19 protein-coding genes and 1 pseudogene are annotated in these 21,382 nt (G+C 53.4%); 8 read left to right on the top strand and 12 right to left on the bottom strand.

The annotated features are described in order from the left end of the window. Positions 1 to 140: 140 nt before the first annotated feature. On the bottom strand, positions 141 to 437 hold the full coding sequence (locus ACKQAD_RS09035; protein WP_409159849.1) for a hypothetical protein: 297 nt from the start codon (positions 435 to 437) through the stop codon (positions 141 to 143). A 195-nt stretch (positions 438 to 632) separates the two neighbouring features. On the opposite strand from ACKQAD_RS09035, the gene ACKQAD_RS09030 reads away from it, so the two are divergent. Continuing rightward, positions 633 to 1,097: a tRNA (cytidine(34)-2'-O)-methyltransferase gene (locus tag ACKQAD_RS09030; protein WP_409159848.1), complete on the top strand. Its 465-nt coding sequence runs from the start codon at positions 633 to 635 to the stop codon at positions 1,095 to 1,097. A gap of 10 nt (positions 1,098 to 1,107) precedes the next feature. Here the strand turns inward: ACKQAD_RS09030 and ACKQAD_RS09025 are convergent, their stop codons facing one another. The 4 genes from ACKQAD_RS09025 to cpxR all read right to left on the bottom strand — a co-directional run bounded on the left by ACKQAD_RS09025 (position 1,108) and on the right by cpxR (position 6,312). Then, positions 1,108 to 1,908 (bottom strand): DUF3142 domain-containing protein, encoded by an 801-nt coding sequence (locus tag ACKQAD_RS09025; protein ID WP_409159847.1) that lies wholly within the window; start codon positions 1,906 to 1,908, stop codon positions 1,108 to 1,110. Beyond that, on the bottom strand, positions 1,878 to 4,052 hold the full coding sequence (locus ACKQAD_RS09020) for a PA5441 family protein (protein ID WP_409159846.1): 2,175 nt from the start codon (positions 4,050 to 4,052) through the stop codon (positions 1,878 to 1,880). The genes ACKQAD_RS09025 and ACKQAD_RS09020 overlap by 31 nt, the downstream gene beginning before the upstream one ends. Before the next feature lie 194 nt (positions 4,053 to 4,246). Continuing rightward, on the bottom strand, positions 4,247 to 5,617 hold the full coding sequence (cpxA, locus tag ACKQAD_RS09015) for an envelope stress sensor histidine kinase CpxA (RefSeq protein WP_409159845.1): 1,371 nt from the start codon (positions 5,615 to 5,617) through the stop codon (positions 4,247 to 4,249). Then, on the bottom strand, positions 5,614 to 6,312 hold the full coding sequence (gene cpxR, locus ACKQAD_RS09010; protein WP_409159844.1) for an envelope stress response regulator transcription factor CpxR: 699 nt from the start codon (positions 6,310 to 6,312) through the stop codon (positions 5,614 to 5,616). Before cpxR ends, cpxA begins: the two co-directional genes overlap by 4 nt. Positions 6,313 to 6,465: 153 nt before the next feature. On the opposite strand from cpxR, the gene cpxP reads away from it, so the two are divergent. The 4 genes from cpxP to pfkA all read left to right on the top strand — a co-directional run bounded on the left by cpxP (position 6,466) and on the right by pfkA (position 10,702). Then, positions 6,466 to 6,975, top strand: a complete 510-nt coding sequence (gene cpxP, locus ACKQAD_RS09005; RefSeq protein ID WP_409159843.1) for a cell-envelope stress modulator CpxP — start codon at positions 6,466 to 6,468, stop codon at positions 6,973 to 6,975. 393 nt (positions 6,976 to 7,368) lie between these two features. Then, the gene (locus ACKQAD_RS09000) at positions 7,369 to 8,556 is read left to right on the top strand and encodes a sugar transporter (protein ID WP_409159842.1); all 1,188 of its coding nucleotides are present in this window, start codon (positions 7,369 to 7,371) and stop codon (positions 8,554 to 8,556) included. Positions 8,557 to 8,630: 74 nt separating this feature from the next. Continuing rightward, the gene (fieF, locus tag ACKQAD_RS08995) at positions 8,631 to 9,533 is read left to right on the top strand and encodes a CDF family cation-efflux transporter FieF (RefSeq protein WP_409159914.1); all 903 of its coding nucleotides are present in this window, start codon (positions 8,631 to 8,633) and stop codon (positions 9,531 to 9,533) included. A 206-nt stretch (positions 9,534 to 9,739) separates the two neighbouring features. Beyond that, a complete protein-coding gene (gene pfkA, locus ACKQAD_RS08990; protein ID WP_225086477.1) occupies positions 9,740 to 10,702 on the top strand; it encodes a 6-phosphofructokinase in 963 nt (320 codons plus the stop codon). A gap of 58 nt (positions 10,703 to 10,760) precedes the next feature. On the opposite strand, the pseudogene ACKQAD_RS08985 reads toward pfkA, so the two are convergent. Next, positions 10,761 to 11,506 (bottom strand): annotated as a pseudogene (locus ACKQAD_RS08985) (hypothetical protein). Between the two features lie 338 nt (positions 11,507 to 11,844). Here ACKQAD_RS08985 and aguB point away from each other — a divergent pair. Together aguB and aguA are read left to right on the top strand one after the other, a co-directional pair. After that, complete coding sequence (gene aguB / locus ACKQAD_RS08980) at positions 11,845 to 12,729, top strand: N-carbamoylputrescine amidase (RefSeq protein WP_409159841.1); 885 nt, start codon at positions 11,845 to 11,847, stop codon at positions 12,727 to 12,729. 3 nt (positions 12,730 to 12,732) lie between these two features. Next, complete coding sequence (aguA, locus tag ACKQAD_RS08975; protein WP_409159840.1) at positions 12,733 to 13,851, top strand: agmatine deiminase; 1,119 nt, start codon at positions 12,733 to 12,735, stop codon at positions 13,849 to 13,851. A gap of 118 nt (positions 13,852 to 13,969) precedes the next feature. Here the strand turns inward: aguA and tpiA are convergent, their stop codons facing one another. Next, positions 13,970 to 14,737: a triose-phosphate isomerase gene (tpiA, locus tag ACKQAD_RS08970; protein ID WP_409159839.1), complete on the bottom strand. Its 768-nt coding sequence runs from the start codon at positions 14,735 to 14,737 to the stop codon at positions 13,970 to 13,972. 164 nt (positions 14,738 to 14,901) lie between these two features. Next, a complete protein-coding gene (locus ACKQAD_RS08965; protein WP_409159838.1) occupies positions 14,902 to 15,501 on the bottom strand; it encodes a YiiQ family protein in 600 nt (199 codons plus the stop codon). A 219-nt stretch (positions 15,502 to 15,720) separates the two neighbouring features. On the opposite strand from ACKQAD_RS08965, the gene ACKQAD_RS08960 reads away from it, so the two are divergent. Next, a complete protein-coding gene (locus ACKQAD_RS08960) occupies positions 15,721 to 16,143 on the top strand; it encodes a DUF805 domain-containing protein (RefSeq protein WP_271875578.1) in 423 nt (140 codons plus the stop codon). A 17-nt stretch (positions 16,144 to 16,160) separates the two neighbouring features. Here ACKQAD_RS08960 and fpr read toward each other — a convergent pair whose 3' ends face one another. The 4 genes from fpr to ACKQAD_RS08940 form a co-directional block, all read right to left on the bottom strand. Continuing rightward, the gene (gene fpr, locus ACKQAD_RS08955) at positions 16,161 to 16,907 is read right to left on the bottom strand and encodes a ferredoxin--NADP(+) reductase (protein WP_409159837.1); all 747 of its coding nucleotides are present in this window, start codon (positions 16,905 to 16,907) and stop codon (positions 16,161 to 16,163) included. 122 nt (positions 16,908 to 17,029) lie between these two features. Next, positions 17,030 to 18,040: a class II fructose-bisphosphatase gene (gene glpX, locus ACKQAD_RS08950; protein WP_409159836.1), complete on the bottom strand. Its 1,011-nt coding sequence runs from the start codon at positions 18,038 to 18,040 to the stop codon at positions 17,030 to 17,032. Between the two features lie 242 nt (positions 18,041 to 18,282). After that, complete coding sequence (glpK, locus tag ACKQAD_RS08945) at positions 18,283 to 19,794, bottom strand: glycerol kinase GlpK (protein ID WP_409159835.1); 1,512 nt, start codon at positions 19,792 to 19,794, stop codon at positions 18,283 to 18,285. A 53-nt stretch (positions 19,795 to 19,847) separates the two neighbouring features. Continuing rightward, entirely contained in the window at positions 19,848 to 20,687 is an 840-nt protein-coding gene (locus tag ACKQAD_RS08940; RefSeq protein WP_409159834.1) for an MIP/aquaporin family protein, read from the bottom strand. Positions 20,688 to 21,382: the final 695 nt, after the last annotated feature.

The raw sequence follows: 21,382 nt of genomic DNA, 5'->3' as shown, positions 1-21,382 counted from the left end.
ACGGTGCGGCTCAATCGCCGCCGCCCCGTGACCCCCGGCTTTTCGCGGTGTCCATACCGCTCATCCGGCGGTCATGCCCACCTCAGCGTAATTCTTTACGCGCGTAAGATAATAAAAAACCAAAAGAGCAGACCCGTTGATCAGGGATTCTGTTTAATCGGTGGTGGCGGTGTGGTTCTCTGTGACCGCTGCAAATCTTTCTGTAGCTGCTGCTGACGTTGTTGATTCAACTGTTGATTACGCTGCTGGAGCTGCTGATTCAGTTGCTGTTGCTGCAATTTCTGACTCTGCTGCATATTTTGCTGTAGCCGTTTCTGGCTGCTGATGCCATTTTCAAACTGCTGCTGAGGTGTGGGCGCTTGTGTCGTGTTGGCGCTTGCCAGAAGCGGCAGGCCGAGTAGGGCGACACAGGCCAATAATGTCTTAGCGTGTTTCATTAAACCTCCACACAGGCTATATGCCCGCATCGTGTTTTTATCAGTACATTATGCTGATGTATTTCCTTAAGTGTAATCGCTGTGGATGAAAACGTCGTGCAGAGTAATCCGCAATCCGGTGCGCACAGGTTTTGGGTTGCCCTGTGGGATGGGGTATACTGCGGCGGAATTTTCCTTCGTGGTTGACGTTATCTCATGTTCCATATCGCGCTCTATGAGCCTCAAATTGCACCGAACACCGGCAATATTATCCGACTGGCGGCCAACAACGGCTGTACGCTTCATTTGATTGAACCACTGGGTTTTGATTTTGAAGAGAAAAAGCTACGCCGTGCAGGGCTGGATTATCACGATCTGGCGAACGTCAGCCGTCATAAAAACTATCAGGATTTTCTGGCCGTGGTTCCCGGCAAACGTATTTTCGCCTGTACCACCAAAGGCAGTCGTTCCTATGACCAGCCAACCTACCAGCCGGGTGATGTATTGTTGTTTGGATCGGAAACATCGGGGCTACCGGATGAGATTCGCAATGGCTTCGAGCCAGATTTCCGTATCCGCATTCCTATGCAGTCTAATAATCGTAGCCTGAACTTGTCGAATGCGGTGGCGATCATCAGCTATGAAGCCTGGCGGCAAAATGACTTCGGCGGTTGCCTGTAGCCACGGCTTGCTACAGCCTGCCGGTGGCGGATTTTTTCAGTGGCGGATTTACCAGAAAGACCACTTCCCCGCGATAATAGGGTGAAGTGGCAAGGCGTTTCTGCCACTGCGGTTCCCACTTGCCGTTTTGTACCAATCCCACCCGGAAAGGCAGAGCCAGTTTCAGCAGCGCGGGTAGGTACTCGGCGTAGTTGGTAATGGTGCTGCGCCCCTGATAGGTCTGCACCACCACTTCATCCAGTTTGCCCTGTAAACGGTTCAACGCCGACACATCCCCGGTTTTCGACCAGTCGAGCAGCCCGGTAATGCTGAGCTGACAATCCTCGGGTAAACGTTCGCGCAATTGTGTCAGAAACGCGACATAGCCAGCCAACTGATAACTTTTCGCGTCAAAATCAATCTGAATCCCGACAACCTGATTGCCGTGGCGCTGCCACTTTTCCCGTAGTTTTAGCATCCGGTTCAGATGGCGTTCGGAAAGCTCCAGCGTGGTCATGCGGAAAGCCAACCAGACGCGATTCACGCGCAGCTGACTGGGCGGAATCCCCTGACGCAGGAAAACGACTTTGCCCTGACGGCGAGCCACTTCTCCCTGATGCAAGTACAGCGTCTGTGCTTGATGCAGGATGGGCTGCGGTTTTACCGCCGCCCACAGCCAGAAATCCTGATAGCGCGTAGCATCAACGATGGCGGGTGCCGCGTGGGTGGTTAAAGGTGTTGCGTTAACGGAAGCGGCCTGCGTAAAGAATGCAAGCAGGCTGGTCAGCACGATTGACGGCGTTACCAGTAATAATCGAGCTTGTCTGCCCACACGCTGCCTTTGTACTTGGTTTTCAGTTGGGTAAACCAGGCTTTGCGGGTTGCCTTGCTGATTTCCTGTGGGCCACAGTCGTTATAGCCACTCGGCGCATAGCAGTAGACCGCGCGATACAGGGCATAGGTTTTGTCTTCCGGTGGCGCTTTCGGATCGGTAATCACCCGTATATAACCATCCAGACGATTATATTCGGTGCCGACGAATTGCGTTGGCGCGTTGGTGAGTCCACTCAACATGCTACCTTCACCCCAGTCGAAGCCCACGCTGTTATTGGTACGCAGGAAGAATTCGCCGAGGCAGTTAATCGCACGGGCGTCGTGGGGACGTTGATTTAACGTCGAGACCACGTCATTAAGCGCCGGACATTGATAGTCTTCTTCGGTGTCGCTGCCATCCCAGTCAAACGCCGTCAGATCTTCCTGATTCCAGCTTTGATTTTCGCTGCTGACCAGCGGTGCAATGTCTTTTCGCAACTGAACATCTTTTAGATAGCTGGCGTAATCGCCATGAGTCAGCGATTTGGTTAACAATGTATGCAGCGCGATAGCCCGCTCCTCATGGCTCTGTTGCGGACCTGTTTGCTGACGGAGCAAATCGGCGTTGGCGCTAATCTTCAGCACGGCGGAACGGAAACGCAGGTTTTTCACCGGGCTGTTGGCGGTAAAGATCCGTTCGGGGTGACCCGCCTTGACCAGCGTTTCCGCCAGCGCCAGTTGCAGGAACTGATTTTGGGTATAGCCCATATTACGCGTTAACAACTGGCGCCAGTGCGCCTCGGCGTCATCCCAGCGTTCCAGATGCACCAGCGCCCGACCACGCAGTACTTGCAGACTAAAACGCACGGTATCGGTTAGATCGTTTGCTTGTGTCGCGGGAACGCTGTTAACCACGGCAGCGTAATCTTTTTGACCATAAAATAGTTGTGCGGCTTGAAGGTAGCTAAATGCTTCCTGCATGTTGTCTTGCTCAAACAGCGGCTTCTGTGCGACCAGCTCATCGGCGGATAAGGCAGGTAATGCCAGCCAGCCTTCATCGGAACGGAATCGCTTGAGATCCTGCACCATTGTCAACAGCGCGCTGTCCGGCGCGCTGGTAAACTGACTATTTTCCAACAGCTTATTGTCTATCTCATCATTCAATTCAAGGAGGTCTTCGACGTCGGTGGTGCCGTCCAGTTCGTGTTGGTACGTTTTCGCCAGGGCATTCGTATCATTCATGATCCAGTAGGCGCGGCGATACAGTCCGTTAGCGGAATCGACGTATTGTCCCTCGGGATACTGCTTCAGGTAGTCATCAATATGCTGAACGGCCAGCTGAGCGTCGGCCTTATCGGCTTTACTGGCATCGAACATGTTGTATTCATCAAGCGCGTTTTCCATGCCTTTATTGATTGCCACGCGAATCAACATGTAGCGCGAGGTTTCCGCTACCCAAGGTTGTGGTGATGATACCAACGCCTGAAAATCGCTTTCCGCTTCATCAAAGTGACCCTGATAGAACGCCAGAACCGCGAACAGATAGTGCATAAGTGCGCCAGCATGCCCTTCGTCCGGCAGGCTTACCAGACCCTCATTCAGCGCCTCTTGGGTATACAACGGGTTGAGGAGATTCACCCGCTGATGTGCCAGCTGCGGGCGCTGTTCCTCGGTGAGCTGTTTGTCTGTCAACAGGACGTCGAAAAACGCTTCCAGCGTGGAGAGCCCATTGGAAATATGCCGTCCTTCGTTATCGTCAGGTGAAAACGTGGAGATAGTGCTCTGAACGGATAAAGGAAGATGCAGTTGCTTCGCTTTGTTGAGCGTCGAGAGGTAGGGCGCATCCGCCGTGACATCCTCCCCTGCTTCTGACGTCTGAGGCGTTTCCGTGGCTGCGAGTCCCATGACTCGGTAGGCTGTGAAAGGATCGATACGTGAGCGCGTTTGATCGGGCAACGGATGGGGTAACGGAAGCGAAATGCCGTGGAGGCGGCTTTGCAGCAACATCAGATTCGTACGCGTGTCATTACCCGGTTGCAGGTAAGGCTGAGCAGACATGCCACATTCTGAGTCGGAAAAACCGCAAACTCCATCGCTGGAACTGAATGCCTGACTGCTCATTAACGCGGTCAGTGCGCCAGCCAGCAGCGTTACTCCTTTCATGGTTGGTATCCTTCATTTAACACGGGTCTTGCCTGTTTTCGGCATGAGTAGGCGTACTGTACGCAATCGCGTAAAAAACGCAATGCAGTGTAACTTTGGGAAGATAAACAGAAAGTGACAGGTGCCCTTGTTGGGCACCTGAGGAGGTATGTTCTGATAGAAAGAAACGTCGGCGGAGGAGGAGCCTCTCCGACTTACCGCTGATGTAACGGCAGCCAGATGACTAAGCGCAATCCGCCTAGTGGGCTGTCTTCTGCTTTGACCCAGCCTTTGTGTTGTGTAATAGCGGTTTCCACAATCGCGAGGCCTAAACCGCTTCCGCCGGATTCGCGGTCACGCGCTTCATCCGTACGGTAGAAGGGGCGGAAAATCTGTTCGCGATCTTCCGGGTTAACGCCGGGGCCGTCATCATCCACTTTGATGGTGATACCCTGATTATCTACCGAGAAGGCCACTTCGATGTGATGATGAGAATAGCGCAGCGCGTTGCGCACGATATTTTCCAGCGCACTGTCGAGTGAGGCAGGGTTGCCAAAGAGCATCCACGGCCCCGGAGGATAAGGTACTTCCAGCGTTTTCCCCATTTGCTCGGCTTCAAAGGCGGCATCGTCCAGCACATTGCCCCACAGCTCATCGGCGCGCAGGAATTCACGGGTCAGCTCGTTCTTGTGCTGATTGCGTGAGAGCACCAGCAGATCGTTAATCATGCTATCGAGCCGCTGTGTTTCCGTCTCAATGCGGTTCAGTTCATTGCCTTCGCCTTGACGCCGACGCAGTAGCGCCGTTGCCAGTTGCAAGCGCGTCAGCGGCGTGCGCAGCTCATGAGAGATATCTGACAGCAGGCGTTGCTGTGCGGTAACCATCCGTTCCAGCGCGCTGACCATCTGGTTAAAGCTGACGCCCGTCGCCTGAAACTCCTGCGGGCCGGACTCCAGCTCAGGATGCTGACGTAAGTTGCCTTTGGCGACTTCATCGGCAGCGTGTTTGAGCTTACGTGCGGGTTTCGCCAGGCTCCAGGCAAGCCAGAGGAGGAGCGGGGAACTGATCAGCATGGTGAAGATCAGCAGCAGTAAAGGACGGTCAAACAGCAAGCTGATGAAATCTGACTGCGGGCTGCTGGCAGGGCGAATCAGGTAAAGCTGGTAGTTGTCATCACCATCGCGGATTGCAAAGGGACCGAGAAGCTCAATGCGGCCGTAATTTTTCTTTTGCGGATGGTCGGCGTTATCCGATAGCCCGATAAAATTACGCACAATCGGGGTTTCATGTTTCTCCGCGCCGAGAATCCGGCCTTCGCTGGTGACCAGAAAAAGGCGCTGTCCCGGCGGAGCCCACTTCTCCAACACCCAGAACAGCCGTAGCCACCAGCGCAGATCGTTGGCGGGCGTATTGGCAAGGTCTGCTTCAATGTGCTGTTCCAGCATGATGCCCTGCCGCTGCTCGTTTTCCAGCAAGGCGGTAAGCTGGCGCGAATCCAGCTTGGGCACCATCAGTACCAACATGAGTACGAGCGCCAGCGTCAACCAAAAAATGGCAAAAATACGGGCGGTCAAACTATTGATCATGCGGCGGATACCATCAGATAGCCTCGTCCACGCAGCGTTTTAAACCAAGGCAAACCGTCCTTGCGTTCTGGCAATTTACGGCGCAGGTTCGAGATATGCATATCGATCGCGCGGTCAAATGGCGTCAGCCGTTTTCCCAACACTTCCTGGCTTAAATGCTCACGGGAAACGACCTGTCCCAGCCGCTGGGCTAACAGATAGAGCAGCGTAAATTCGGTGCCCGTCAGATCCAGCACAATATCGTCAAAGCTAGCTTCCTGTCGTCCGGGATTCAGACGCAGGCCATCCACTTCCAGCGTCGGCACACTGTTATCGCCCGCCTGCTGTTGATCGGTCCAATTAGAACGGCGGAGAATCGCGCGAATTCGCGCCACCAGTTCCCTGTCGTTAAAGGGCTTCGGCAGATAATCATCGGCACCCAGTTCCAGACCCAGAACGCGGTCTAATTCACTGCCGCGAGCGGTCAGCATAATGACCGGCGTTTGATGTTGCTGTCGTAGTTCTTTTAATGTATCGATACCGTTTTTCTTCGGCATCATCACGTCCAGTAATAACAGGTCAATAGTGCTATCTAATACCTGTAACGCCTGCTCACCGTCGTAGGCAACAACGACGTTAAAGCCTTCCATTTCGAGCAGTTCTTTCAATAAAGCTGTCAGCTCTCTATCGTCATCAACCAGCAGAATTTTATTCATGTTTTCTCTACCTCCAAGGGCAAAATACGACATAGATTAGCGCTATTCCATGACTTTACGTAGTTTTACATCCTCTGACGGATGTTTGCAGCAAGATGCGTAGACTCATGCTCATTGATTCACAAAATGACGTACCGCTCTGGAGAGTTATTGATGCAACAGTTCGCAACCTTATCTCTTGCTTCACTGCTTATATTAGGCACGTTTACCGCCTTTGCAGCAGAAAATGGAGACGTCTCGGCGAGCGGCTGGCACATCGATGATTCCACCACAAAAGGGGTATCCGGCCAGCAAAGTATGTTCGATGGTGTGAGGTTGACTGAGCAACAGCGCCAGCAAATGCGCGATTTGATGCACCAGAGCCGTCAGGACAAGCCGGCGTTTAACACCGAAGATGTTAAAGCCATGCACAAGCTAGTGACGGCTGAAACATTTGATGAAGCGGCGGTGCGAACGCAGATAACCCGAATGATGAGTGTGCAGATTGAGCGTCAGATTCAGATGACCCGAGTGCGCAACCAAATGTACAACCTGCTGACGCCAGCGCAGAAAGAAATATTAGAGCTGAAGCATAAGCACCGCATGAAAGAGATGCAGCAGCAGGTATCGATGTTTAACCAGATGGCCGTGCCATCATCAGGCACGACAAGCAATCCCGAGTAGTCGCGCTAGTGGAGTAAGTCGTAAACGTAGTGCAGTCCGAGTAGTAAATGTGTAGTAGGTACACACCCTGTTTTTCCTTGCCATAGACACCATCCCTGTCTTTTCGCCCTCCATGATGGAGGGTTTTTTTTTGTCTAAAATTCGGCCCGAAAAAATCAGCACAATATGAGATAGAACGCGTAGAATATGAGCACCAAAAATGATGCTCATGAATGTTCCTTTACCTGTCTTCAGGCTTTTGGCTGACATCCTCATAAAAGCACGCTGAAACACCCTTGGCCGCTCGTCAATTACACGGCGATGTCATCTTTTCCCTGTACCATTGCTCCATCGCGCTAGCCTCTGCCATGGCAGAGGGCGAATTTTTTTATTTTAACTTTTGATATCAATACCATGACCCGTTCTCCTCGTTCGACCGCTTGGTTACGTGTCGTCAGCCTTTCTCTGGCGGCATTCATTTTTAACACCGCGGAATTTGCCCCTGTCGCGCTGCTGTCAGACATTGCCGCCAGCTTTTCCATGAGCGCCGCGCAGGTTGGGTTGATCATCACGATTTATGCCTGGGTTGTGGGGCTGATGTCGTTGCCTTGCATGCTGCTGTCTAGCGATATGGAACGACGCAGTCTGTTGATCAAAATCTTTATTCTGTTTGCTGTCAGCAATGTGTTGTCCGGGCTGGCCTGGAATTATTGGGTGCTGGTCATTGCCCGTATCGGTGTGGCGCTGGCCCACGCGGTGTTCTGGTCAATTACTGCATCACTGGTGGTACGCTTGGCGCCTGCGGATAAAAAAGCGCAGGCGTTAAGCCTGCTGGCGACCGGAACGGCACTGGCGCTGGTACTGGGGCTACCGCTGGGGCGAGTGATTGGACAGTATCTGGGCTGGCGCGTGACGTTTGTCCTCATCGGCCTGATCGCCGCCGTGATTATGCTGGGTCTGATGCGGCTGTTGCCCGTGTTGCCGAGCAGCAATTCTGGCTCGTTGAAGAGTTTGCCTCTCCTGCTTAAGCGTCCGGCATTGCTGTGCGTGTACGGCCTGACGGTGATGATCGTGACGGCACATTTTACCGCCTATAGTTATATTGAGCCTTTTATCCAGAAAGTGGCGTTGTTGAGTGAGAACTTCACCACTATCTTGCTGTTGATTTTTGGCGGCGCTGGCATCATTGGCAGCATGCTGTTTAGCCGCTACAGCAGCAAATATCCGGCGGGATTCCTGATTGTGTCGTTCGCATTTCTGGCCGTGTGCTTGCTGTTACTGCTGCCGTTGTCATTCAGTAGCTGGAGTCTGTCGACGCTGTGTATCGTCTGGGGAATCGCCATTATGGCGCTGAGCCTGGGTATGCAGGTCAAAGTGCTGACGCTGGCATCGGATGCCACCGACGTAGCAATGGCGCTCTATTCGGGGATTTATAACATTGGGATCGGCGGTGGTGCGCTGCTGGGCAATCAGGTGATTATCCATTTGGGCCTGCCTGATATCGGCTTCATCGGTGCGGCGATGGCGATGCTGGCGACGGCATGCTGTATTTTTACGTTTGTTCGCTATTCCCGTGTGTTAAAAACGTCATTAACGAGCTGAATGCAGGCCATTACCAGACGGCTTTTTGTCTGTATCCGTTTCCTGTAAGGGCATCCGTGTTGCGTGAGGGCATGATGAATCCACACTATGCGCGTCTGGTGACGCTGGCAGCCGTGAGCGCAACCGCCGTAGCGCTGGTGCTGTTCATAATGAAAGTGTTTGCCTGGTGGCACACCGGTTCGGTGAGTCTGCTGGCGTCGCTGGTTGATTCGCTGGTGGATGTCGCCGCGTCGTTGGTGAACCTACTGGTGGTGCGCTATTCGTTGCAGCCGGCGGATACTGAGCATGCGTTTGGTCACGGTAAGGCGGAATCGCTGGCTGCGCTGGCGCAGAGCATGTTTATTTCCGGCTCGGCGCTGTTCCTGATTCTGACCGGGCTGCAACATTCGCTGGCACCGCAGGCGCTGCACGCACCGGAAGTGGGCGTGTGGGTGACGCTCATTGCGTTAGTGGCTACGCTCCTGCTGGTATCGTTCCAGCGCTGGGTGGTGAAGCGCACGCACAGCCAGGCGGTACGGGCAGATATGTTGCATTATCAGTCCGACCTGTTGATGAACGGCGCGGTTCTGGTGGCGTTGGCGCTCAGTTGGAAAGGCGTTACGCGGGCCGACGTGCTGTTTGCATTAGGTATCGGTGGTTATATTTTATACAGCGCATTGCGTATGGGATATGACGCGGTGCAGTCGCTGTTGGATCGTGCGTTGCCGGATGAAGAGCACCGCGTCATTGCTGACATTATCGTGCATTGGCAGGGTATTCGCGGTGCACATGCGTTGCGAACCCGACGTTCCGGGCAGACGCGGTTTATTCAACTGCATCTAGAACTTGATGACGCACTGCCGCTGGTTCAGGCTCATCAAATTGCAGACGAGTTGGAGCAGGCATTACTTAAACAATTTCCGGGTGCCGATATTATTATCCATCAGGATCCGATTTCTACTGTACCGGAAAATCAGCGTGGTAGGCTGGTAGTGTAGGCGGTCATGTTTTCGCATTTTATGTTAAAAGTATGCTACGCCATGAAAATTAATGCACAATTTAGCCTGACCTGAATCAATTCAGCTTCGGGTGTTTGTTATAATATGCTAATAAAAGCACAAGGCGTTGCTGCCTGCTTCACGGCGGCGGTGAATTTACGATAGAAGAATCCTGCAAAATTACATCTACAAGTCCAGAGGTTGTCATGATTAGAAGAATCGGAGTGTTGACGAGCGGTGGCGATGCACCAGGTATGAATGCGGCAATTCGTGGTGTGGTTCGTGCTGCACTAACGGAAGGGCTGGAAGTTTACGGCATTTATGATGGTTATCAGGGCTTGTACGAAGATCGCATGGAGCAGTTGGATCGCTACAGCGTATCGGATGTAATTAACCGTGGCGGCACGTTTCTGGGTTCCGCGCGTTTCCCGCAGTTCCGTGATGAAGCTGTGCGTCAGGTTTGCGTAGAAAATATGAAAAGACGCGGTCTGGATGCGCTGGTGGTTATCGGCGGTGACGGTTCCTATATGGGGGCTAAACGCCTGACCGAAATGGGTTTCCCTTGTATCGGCTTGCCGGGCACGATCGATAACGATGTGGCGGGTACGGACTACACTATCGGTTACTTTACCGCGCTGGAAACCGTGCTGGAAGCGATTGACCGCCTGCGCGACACTTCCTCTTCTCACCAGCGTATTTCCATTGTGGAAGTGATGGGACGACACTGCGGTGACCTGACGTTGGCGGCGGCGATTGCCGGCGGCTGTGAATTCATCGTTCTGCCGGAAGTGCCATTCAGTCCGGAAGATCTGGTTTGCGAAATCAAAGCCGGCATCGAGAAAGGCAAAAAGCACGCGATTGTGGCGATCACTGAACTGGTGTGCGACGTCGACGAGTTGGCGAAATACATTGAAAAAGAAACGGGGCGTGAAACCCGTGCGACCGTACTCGGCCACATTCAGCGCGGCGGCTCACCGGTTGCGTATGACCGTATTCTGGCTTCGCGTATGGGCGCCTACTCAATCGAGCTGTTACAGCAGGGCTACGGCGGCCGCTGTGTCGGTATCCAGAATGAAAAAATGGTGCACCACGACATCATCGACGCCATTGAGAACATGAAGCGTCCTTTCAAAGGCGACTGGCTGGATACAGCGAAAAAGCTGTTCTGATACTTTGTATGCTGTCTTGTGCAACACGTAAAAATCCCGCCGTTAAAGCTAACACCGTTCACTTAAGATGTTTTGAGTGAACGGGATACTGGGTTTTTGAGATCCGAACGGTCCTTTCTTTGGGCCGTTTTCTCTTTTCTGGCAGGATAAATTGCTACATTCTCCCGCATTTCCTTCAGCTTCGTCGGGATTGTCCCCGGTTTGCCCAGTGAGCACCAGATGAGTTCATCCTGGATCAGTCTCATCGCCATTACGAAGCTTATTCGAAGTGGCTATACCTCTGCCTCCCGTGCTATCTGACTCATCTCCATTCTGATCAGATTATAGGCCGTCAACAGACCCCCTATTTCCTGGTAAACCCGCTCACTTTCTGGCTGCGCAACAGCGTGGCTCTACTCAACTGGAACGGTTTCAGCTCTCCGTAACCATTTTCTATACTTCACCGTCCCTGATTCACCCTCACAGTCTATTAACCGGGCCTGCCAGTATTCAGTCAACGAGCAGTCTTGTTTTCGGGCCTGCGGTGAGACCTGCATCTCCACCAGATGGTCTCCTTCACCGAACGTTTCCAGTATCCGGTATTTTGTATTGCCCTTCAGGGGAACCAGCCAGTGGGCTTCCTGCTGAGTCCAGTGGGCAGTTGTCAGAGGGAAGAGTTCCCGGAGATTACGTTTACGAATACTGGCTTTATTGGTGGAATCAAGTACCTGAGAAATCCACTCAAGGGGGGATGGCACGCTGAAAACAGGAAAGTGAAGCAGGTTCAGCCCAGGTCTGCGTATCGTCAAGCCAGATCGAAAGCATAAAAAAGCCCCATCAGAGAATTGATGAGGCTATTGTCGTCTACCCGCCGGATCGTTCAACCGAACATTTTGCTTAACTGATCGGTGTTAGCCGTTAAGGCGGGATTTTTTATCACTATCGTTAGCCAATTAACTGGCATAATGCGCATGTCATTTTCGGTCAATACCTTAACGAGGCGTTCCCGTCGGGCATGAGTCGGCGTGTTGGCCTACACTCGTTACGGGCATGCTAGTTGGCGCCGATGCATGATAGCGTTCATTGCCGAGAAAAGTGCTTACTTGCCAATATCTGCCCGGCGTACAAGGGTGGGTATACATAGAGATTATTGAGGTTTTCGCATGAAAAAAGTTACCGTTGCCGCAACACAAATGGCGTGTTCCTGGGATCTGCCCAAGAACATCGAAAACGCCGAAAAACTGGTGCGACAAGCGCATGCAAAAGGCGCGCAGGTTATCCTGATTCAGGAACTGTTTGCCGCACCGTATTTCTGTATCGATCAGAGCCCGGATCATTACGTGCTGGCGCAGGAGCTGGAAACCAGCCCACTGATTAAGCATTTTTCCGCGCTGGCGGCGGAACTGAACGTGGTGCTGCCGTTGAGCTTCTTTGAGCGCGCCAATAACGCCTATTACAACTCGCTGGTGATGATTGACGCGGACGGCACCGTGCTGGACGTTTATCGTAAAACGCACATTCCGAACGGTCCGGCGTATCAGGAGAAGCAATTCTTTATTCCGGGCGACACCGGTTTTACAGTCTGGCAGACGCGCTACGCGAAAATCGGCGTGGGTATCTGCTGGGATCAGTGGTTCCCGGAAACCGCACGCAGTCTGGCGTTGCAGGGCGCGGAGCTGATTTTCTATCCGACCGCGATTGGTTCCGAGCCAGCCTACCCGGATATCGACAGCCAGCCGCACTGGACTCGCGTTCAGCAAGGCCACGCCGCTGCGAATCTGGTGCCCGTGATTGCCTCCAACCGCATTGGTACGGAAGCCAGTAAATACATCGATGGTCTGGAAATGACGTTCTACGGTTCATCTTTCATTGCCGATCAAACCGGTGCGCTGTTGGCACAGGCCAACAAGACGGATGAAGCGATTCTGGTGCATGAATTTGATTTAGACGCTATCGCGGCACAGCGTGCCTCGTGGGGGCTGTTCCGCGACCGTCGTCCGGACATGTATGGCACCATCGCCACCTCTGACGGTAAGACCTGGAGATAAGTGATGTCACAGTTAGCGACTCCTCAGCTCACGACGCCGCATCAGGATGGTTTTGCGATGCCTGCCGAATGGGCACCGCATGACGCGGTGTGGATGATTTGGCCGTATCGTACTGATAACTGGCGCGAGCAAGGTGTTCCGGCGCAGAAAACGTTCGCTCGGGTGGCGGAAGCCATCGCCCAGAACACACCCGTTATCATGGGCGTGCCTGCGCGCTACATGGCGGATGCGCAAAAAGTGATGCCGGTAAACGTTACGTTGGTAGAAATGGAAAGCGACGACGCCTGGATGCGTGACACCGGCCCGACCATTGTGCTGAATGCGGCGGGTGAACGTCGGGGTATCGACTGGCAGTTCAACGCCTGGGGCGGTGAGCTGGGCGGTCTGTATGAAGACTGGCGTCAGGATGAGAACGTCGCTGCGCAGGTGCTGGATTATCATCAGGCTGCACGTTATGCCGCTCCGCTGATTCTGGAAGGTGGCTCGATCCATGTCGATGGTGAAGGCACCTTGCTGACCACGGCGGAATGCTTGCTCAATCCGAACCGCAACCCGCACCTGAGCAAAGCGGAAATCGAACAGCTAATGCGTGATTACCTCGGCATCTCGACGATTATCTGGCTGGAAGAAGGCGTGTACAACGACGAAACCGACGGGCATATCGATAATATGTGCTGTTTCGTGCGCCCCGGTGAAGTCGCACTGCACTGGACGGATGATGACAACGATCCACAGTATGCTCGCTCTGTCGCGGCCTATGAGGTGCTGTCGGCGGCGCGCGATGCACAAGGACGTGAGCTAAAAATCTGGAAATTGCCTGCCCCTGGCCCGCTGTATGCAACCAAAGAGGAAGCGCTTGGCGTGGAGAGTGGCGATGCGGTTGAACGCCTTGCCGGTTCGCGTCTGGCGGGTTCTTATGTGAATTTCCTGATCAGTAACCAGCAAATCATTTTCCCGCTGCTGGATGAGAAGACGGATGACGTTGCACGCGATCTGCTGCAACAGATGTTCCCCGGCTACGTGATTAGCGGCGTGCCTGCGCGGGAAATCCTGCTGGGTGGGGGAAATATTCACTGCATTACGCAGCAAATCCCTGCGGCGAAGTCAGCGTTGATCCGTTAGCGGACGATTGAAAAGAGCGGGAGCGAGTATCCTGTTCGCCATAAAAAGCCGGTTGGCGCGACAGCGTGAACCGGCTTTTTGATCGGACGAACGTGTGTCCTTCCGTTTCTATCAACGCTTAGCTGCGTTTCGCGTCGGCTGCTGCTTTCACGATGACAGCAAAGGCGTCGGCTTTCAGTGAAGCACCGCCAACCAGCGCGCCGTCGATGTCCGGCTGGGTGAACAGCTCTGCGGCATTCGCAGCATTAACCGACCCGCCGTACTGGATGATCACTTGTTCAGCAACGGTAGCATCTTGCTTGGCGATGTGATCGCGGATGAATTTGTGAACGGCCTGCGCCTGGGCAGGGGTCGCAGATTTGCCGGTACCGATCGCCCATACTGGCTCGTAGGCGATAACGGTGTTTTCAAATGCTTTCGCGCCCAGCGTGTTCAGCACGGCATCCAGTTGACGCGCACATACGGCTTCCGTCTGGCCTGCTTCGTTTTCTGCTTCGGTTTCACCAATGCACAGCACCGGAATCAGGCCCGCGTCTTTCAGCACGCCAAATTTCTTCGCAATGAATTCATCGCTTTCTTTGTGGTAAGTGCGGCGCTCAGAGTGGCCGATGATGATGTATTTCGCACCGATGTCTTTCAGCATGTCGGCAGAGGTTTCACCGGTGAAGGCACCAGAGAGGTTTACGTCAACGTTCTGCGCGCCCAGCGCAATGCGGCTACCTGCCAGTTGGTGATTAGCCTGATCGAGATAGAGAGCAGGTGGTGCAATCGCTACGCCACAGCCGTCAACGGTGCTGAGCTCTTTACGCAGACCCGCGATCAGTTCGTTGACCATGTGAGTGCTGCCGTTCAGCTTCCAGTTACCCATAACTAATGGATGTCGCATCTTTTTTCCTCCAGCCGGAATCGCGAATGAATCAATGTATTAATAAATCAATGTGTTGGTGAACCGACGCATGAATTTTACTGCCACAGGCAATATGACCTGCCCACAGTATAGAGACGAAATGTGACCGTGGCTCTGTTTTTCGTCATGAATTATCGCGTTGATCACGGTTCAGATAGCGTTAGCTTAATCGGTTCAACAGCAAAAGTTAGCCCTTTTTCGCCATCATCTGCAACAACATAACGTAAGGCCCCTTCCGATTGCTGATAAAAGCGTTGTCCTTTGCCTTTTTCCAGCAGTTCGGTGACTTTTTTCACGCTCTGTTCTTCCGTCAGTGACGGGGTGAATGTGCGTGCCAGCGCAGCCATGTAGTCGATGGCCTGTTTACGACGTGCTACGGTTTCTTGTTTGCTCTGTGGCTGTGGTAGCCAGGTAATTTGCAGCGTTTTGATTTTTCCGGTGCCTTTTTCCAGCGCGGTTGAGGCATAGAGATGATCGTTAATGCGGCTGGCGGCACGGGTTAGCATGCTGGTGATATTACCGGTGTCGACAACCCGAAATTCTCCGATCGGCAGCGTCGGATTGCTCAGGTTGTAGCGGGAACGAAACTGCGTGATGGTTTGATCGAAGGTTGGGGCACCGGCCAGCAGATACGGCGCATTGGCTGAGGTTTTGGGCAGGAACGTCGGATCGGCCCCCGCGTGGGTCTGGTAAAGCACCAGCGATGATAAAACCAAAAGTGAAGCGATGCGTTTTCGTGTCATAGGGATTCGGGTCAGCTACTTCAGAAGATGTCCAGGCCAATAACGGCGGAATACGTTTGATTAAAGCGGCATTTGTACGTCGTTGTCAAAAAACAGTACGTGACTGTCAAAAATCGCGTAAAGGTTGCGGGTAAATACCGGGATTAAGGTAAAATCAGCTGGAACAAAAATACAGATTAATGCGGCTAGACAGGTCGACAATTCAGGACGTTATCGTTAATGACATTACAGCAGTGGTGCTTCTCGTTTAAAGGCCGAGTCGGTCGCCGTGATTTCTGGCTTTGGATGGCGATTTGGGTCGCATTGATGGCGGTGTTGTTTACGCTATCCGGCCAACGCTGGCTGGATACGCAATCGACGGCGTTTGGTTTGGTGGTATTGCTGTGGCCGACGGCGGCCATTATGGTGAAACGACTGCACGACCGCAATAAAAGCGGCTGGTGGGCGCTGCTGTTAGTGGTTGCATGGATGCTGGCTTCGGGGAACTGGACGATGTTTTCTGCCGTCTGGCAGTGGGGAATTGGTCGTTTCCTTCCGATCCTGATTGTCGTGATGACGCTGCTCGACTGCGGTGTTTTTCTCGGTACAAAAGGGGAAAACCGGTTTGGCGTAGAGGCGGAACCGTTTCGCTTCCGCCGATAGTTAAAACAACCGATTGTTTACCAATAGTTTTCAGCGGTCATATGACCGGGTCTGCGGCGCAGGTGCTTGGTCATTTGCCGTTCTTCTTTCAGCAACAGCTGGGTATCACGCACCATCTGCGGGTTGCCGCACAGCATGACGTGGCTGGTTGCCGCATCCATCGGCAATCCCACGGCGGCTTCCAGCGTACCGTTGCTGATCAAGGTGGGAATACGGCCTGTCAACGACCCCGTTTCCTCTTCCCGGCTGACTACTGTTTGAATTCGCAGCCTGCCGTGGTAGCGCTGCTGTAATTGCTGCATCAGCGGCAGATAGCTCAGATCGCGTGAGAATCGGGCGGCGTGAACCAGCACGATATTCTTAAAGCGCTCCAGATCCTTACCTTCCTGAAGAATCGACAGATACGGACCAATGCCTGTTCCTGTTGCCAGCATCCACAGCGTTTCACAATCAGGAACTTCTTCCAGCACGAAAAAGCCAGCGGCTTCTTTGACGATCATGACGTCTGAACCGGGTTGCAGCGCATGCAGATGGGGGCTGAGCTTGCCCTCTGGCACGGTGACCAGATAGAACTCAAGCGTGGGATCGCTGGGCGCATTCACATAGGAATACGCGCGCTGCACTTTCTCTCCTTCAATCTCCAGTGCCAGCTTGCCGTACTGCCCAGCAGTGAATGCATCGGTGGGTGCGTGAACCCGAATGCTAAACAGACTTTCTGTCCAGTTTTCCACCTGAACCACTTTGCCTGTCACCCATTCAGCCATATTTTTCTGCTCCTGTTGCTGGCATTAGACGCCACTATTCGTACTTTTAAGTTAAGTCGTGGGTCTAAGATACGCTATTTATTAACAACTGTGAAACAAGCAGTCAGTTGGGTAATCGCCTGTTACAGTAGAAATTCGTGCAGTGTGCGATCCTTGCGATCCAGATAGTGCGTCGATTTAATCCGGCGGATCGTGCGGGATTTACCGCGGATCAGCAGCGTTTCCGTGGTGGCCATGTTGCCTTTACGCGCGATCCCGTCCAGTAAATCGCCTTTGGTGATGCCGGTCGCTGAGAAAATCACGTTATCATTACGCGCCATGTCATCAAGCTTGAGAACGCCGCCTGCTTCGATGCCCATTTGTCGGCAGCGCGCCAGCTCATCCTCACCGATACGGCGGTTTTCGGCGTTATCACCTTTGACCTGATGACGTGCCAGCAAACGTCCTTGCATGTCGCCATCAAGTGCGCGAATGACGGCCGCCGAGATCACACCTTCTGGCGCGCCGCCGATGCCATACAGCACGTCAACTTCGCTCTCCGGCATACAGGTGAGAATGGAGGCGGCCACGTCGCCGTCTGGAATCGCGAATACTTTCACGCCCAACTGCTGCATTTCTGTGATGCAGGCATCGTGGCGCGGTTTAGCCAGCGTAATCACAGTTAACTGGCTGAGCGGTTTGCCCAGTTTGATTGCGACATTGCGCAGGTTGTCCGCCAACGGCAGATTGAGGTCAATCGATCCTTTCGCTTTGGGCCCGACGATCAGCTTTTCCATGTACATATCTGGCGCGTGCAGAAACGCGCCTTTTTCACCGACAGCCAGTACGGCCAGCGCATTCGCCTGACCCATTGCCGTCATCCGCGTGCCTTCAATCGGATCGACGGCGATGTCTACGGCATCGCCCTGACCGGTACCGACCTGTTCACCGATGAACAGCATGGGCGCTTCGTCGATTTCTCCTTCGCCGATGACAATCTGACCGTTGATGTTGACCTGATTCAGCATGATGCGCATCGCCTGTACGGCGGCGTTGTCGGCAGCGTTTTTGTCGCCACGACCTAACCACTTATAGCCTGCCAGCGCGGCTGCTTCGGTGACGCGTGAGAACTCAATGGCTAATTCACGTTTCATAAATACCTGTCTGTTATCGATCGGGAAAGGAGTGACCTTATGTTAGCCAATTAAGCCTGGATTTAGGGGAAACGCGGTGATGAGGTTCCCGCAGGGACGCCTCGCACCGTGGTCGCCCCGGTATCTCGGTTCTTAAACGATCAACATGAGGATATGGGCGGGGATTTTATCACAACGGGGGAGGGGCGGTTGAGCGAGATGAAAAAAACGGGCGCGGCAGGGGCGCGCCCGGTATAGATGGATTAATCGTCGTGATCTTCCCAGTTACGGGCGCGTGCAACGGCTTTCTGCCAGCCGCTGTAGCGATAATTACGCTCCACGGTTTCGATGCTGGGGCGGAATTCGCGCTCGATCGTCGCTTTGCTCTTCACTTCGTCCAGATCGTTCCAGAATCCTGTGGCAAGCCCTGCCAGGAAAGCGGCACCCAGCGCGGTGGATTCACGCACTTCGGGGCGTTCCACGCGCGTGCCAAGAATATCGGACTGGAACTGCATCAGGAAGTTGTTGGCTACTGCACCGCCATCGACACGCAGCGCTTTCAGGCGCGTGTCGGCGTCTGCCTGCATGGCATCCAGTACGTCGCGGGTCTGGAAGGCAATGGATTCCAGCGTCGCACGGATGATGTGGTTCGCATTCACGCCACGGGTCAGGCCGAAGATCGCGCCACGGGCATACGGGTCCCAATAAGGCGCGCCCAAGCCGGTGAAGGCGGGTACGACGTAGACGCCGTTGCTGTCCTTCACTTTCGTCGCAAAGTATTCGGAGTCCATTGAGTCGCCGATCAGTTTCAGCTCGTCGCGTAGCCATTGGATGGATGCACCACCAACGAACACCGAGCCTTCAAGCGCGTAGTTCACTTCGCCACGTGGGCCGCAGGCGATAGTGGTCAGCAGGCCGTGTTTGGACAGCACCGCTTCTTTACCGGTATTCATCAGCAGGAAGCAGCCCGTGCCGTAGGTGTTTTTCGCCATGCCCGGATTGACGCAAAGCTGGCCGTACAGCGCCGCCTGTTGGTCACCGGCGATACCGGCGATAGGAATACGCGTGCCGCCTTTACCACCGATATTGGTCTGACCGTAGACTTCTGAAGACGCGCGTACCTCCGGCAGCATTTCACGTGGGATGTCCAGCGCTTCCAACATGCGCGCATCCCATTCCAATGTGTGAATGTTAAACAGCATGGTGCGGGAGGCATTGGTGTAATCTGTGACGTGAACACGCCCTTGCGTCATTTTCCAAATCAGCCAGGTATCAATCGTACCAAACAGCAGTTCACCACGTTTGGCGCGTTCACGAGAGCCCTCAACGTGATCCAGAATCCACTTCACCTTGGTGCCGGAGAAGTAAGGGTCGACCACCAGTCCGGTGGTATTGCGAACATACTCTTCCAGACCGTCTTTCTTCAGCTTCTCACAAATTTCAGCAGTACGACGACACTGCCAGACGATGGCGTTATAAATCGGTTTGCCGCTCTCTTTTTCCCATACCACGGTGGTTTCACGCTGGTTGGTGATACCAATGCCCGCGACTTCATCCGAGCTGATGTCGGCTTTAGCCAGCACTTCGACCAGCGTGGAGCTTTGTGATGCCCAAATCTCCATCGGGTCGTGTTCTACCCAGCCTGCTTTTGGATAGATCTGGGTGAATTCACGCTGCGAGACGCTAACGATATTGGCATCGTGATCCAGTACGATGGCGCGGGAGCTGGTTGTGCCCTGGTCGAGCGCGACAATGTATTTTTTTTCCGGGTTCATAAATCCAATCCTGTAATGATTAACCGTGAAATAGGATGGTCGTGGCGTTAAGTTTAACGGCTTTCACGACGCGTGGTAGTTTCTGCCTCGGGTTCGCAGACATCGCATGGCAGATTACGGCCAATCAGTGCACGATAACCGAAGGCACCCAGACAGGCACCGATAATGGGGCCGAAGATAGGAACCAGAAAGTAAGGAATGTCGCGTGCACCAGTAAAGGCCACGTTGCCCCAGCCTGCCAGGAAAGCAAACAGCTTAGGACCAAAGTCACGCGCCGGGTTGAGGGCGAAGCCGGTCAGCGGCCCCATGGACGCACCGATGACGGCAATCAGAATACCGATCAGCAGGGGAGCGAGCGGCCCACGTGGGATGCCGTTACCATCGTCGGTGAGCGCCAGAATCAGACACATTAAGATAGCGGTGATGACGGTCTCAACTAACAGCGCTTGCATGACGGAAATGTGCAGGTTCGGATACGTTGAGAAAATGCCTGCTAAACTCAGGCTCTCCGTACTGCCACGCACCATATTGTTGGCTTGTTCAAAATCCACGAATAGATTGTGATACAGCCCATAGACTAGCGCGGCGGCACAAAATGCGCCTGCAATCTGCGCCAAAATGTAAGGCACGACTTTGCGTCCATCAAAGCAGGCAAATAACCATAAGGCGATAGTGACGGCCGGGTTGAGGTGAGCACCAGAAATGGCGGCGGTCAGATAGATTGCCATCGCAACCCCCAGACCCCAAATGATGCTGATCTCCCACTGCCCAAAGCTGGCGCCCGCCAGTTTCAATGCGGCGACGCAGCCGACACCGAAGAAAATCAGCAGGCCAGTGCCAAGAAATTCGGCGATACACTGGCCTTTTAGCGTTGAACGTTCTGCTTGGCTCATATTTTTTTCCTGCTGGGTAACGTACAGAGTGGTAGGTCTAAGGATACCGCGAGTGGCATCCTCTGTTTTAAATGTATTTATGATGTGAATTTATCGTTAATGCTCGAAAACGAGAAATATCGAAATTTAAATGTGTGTTGTGCGTCAAAAAAATGAGCGTATTCGCTTATAAAATGACTCGAAGTGATTTTTCTCCACAGGGTGATAGTAACGCTCAGGTTAAATTTATTAACACTTATCCGTCGTACTTCAAACGGTATGTGCGTTGGCAATACTCAGCTCATCTTTGAGCCTCGCCCTGAATGGCCGCCGCAAGCGGCGTTCAAATTGGCTTAGCCAATTTGTCCTTACTCACCCCAGTCACTTACTGGTGTAAGCTCCTGGGGATTAATAAGCCTCATAAATGAGGCTCACCCTTTGGGCCAGCGCTGGCGCTGTTCAAATCGGTCTGAAACCGATTTGTCGTGCGATTGCCGCCTTCCTACAATTTGAATTATTTTGGGTAGAATAGGGGGCATGGGGAAGTGAACAGGGAGATTTTCAGCTCGCGCTGCCCGTTTTTCAGTTTGTACTGATAGTGTTACGTAAGAAAAGCTGCCACACTCGTCTAGGTGGAGGATGTGCGCTAGACAGGTGGCGGTTGGCTACATACAATTTCGCTATGGTTTGTCTTGTCAGCCGTCCCATGGTCAGGA

It is taken from the genome of Pectobacterium artocarpous, from assembly GCF_046159765.1.
Taxonomy (GTDB): Bacteria; Pseudomonadota; Gammaproteobacteria; order Enterobacterales; family Enterobacteriaceae; genus Pectobacterium.
This window is presented reverse-complemented; position numbering and strand designations above follow the sequence as displayed.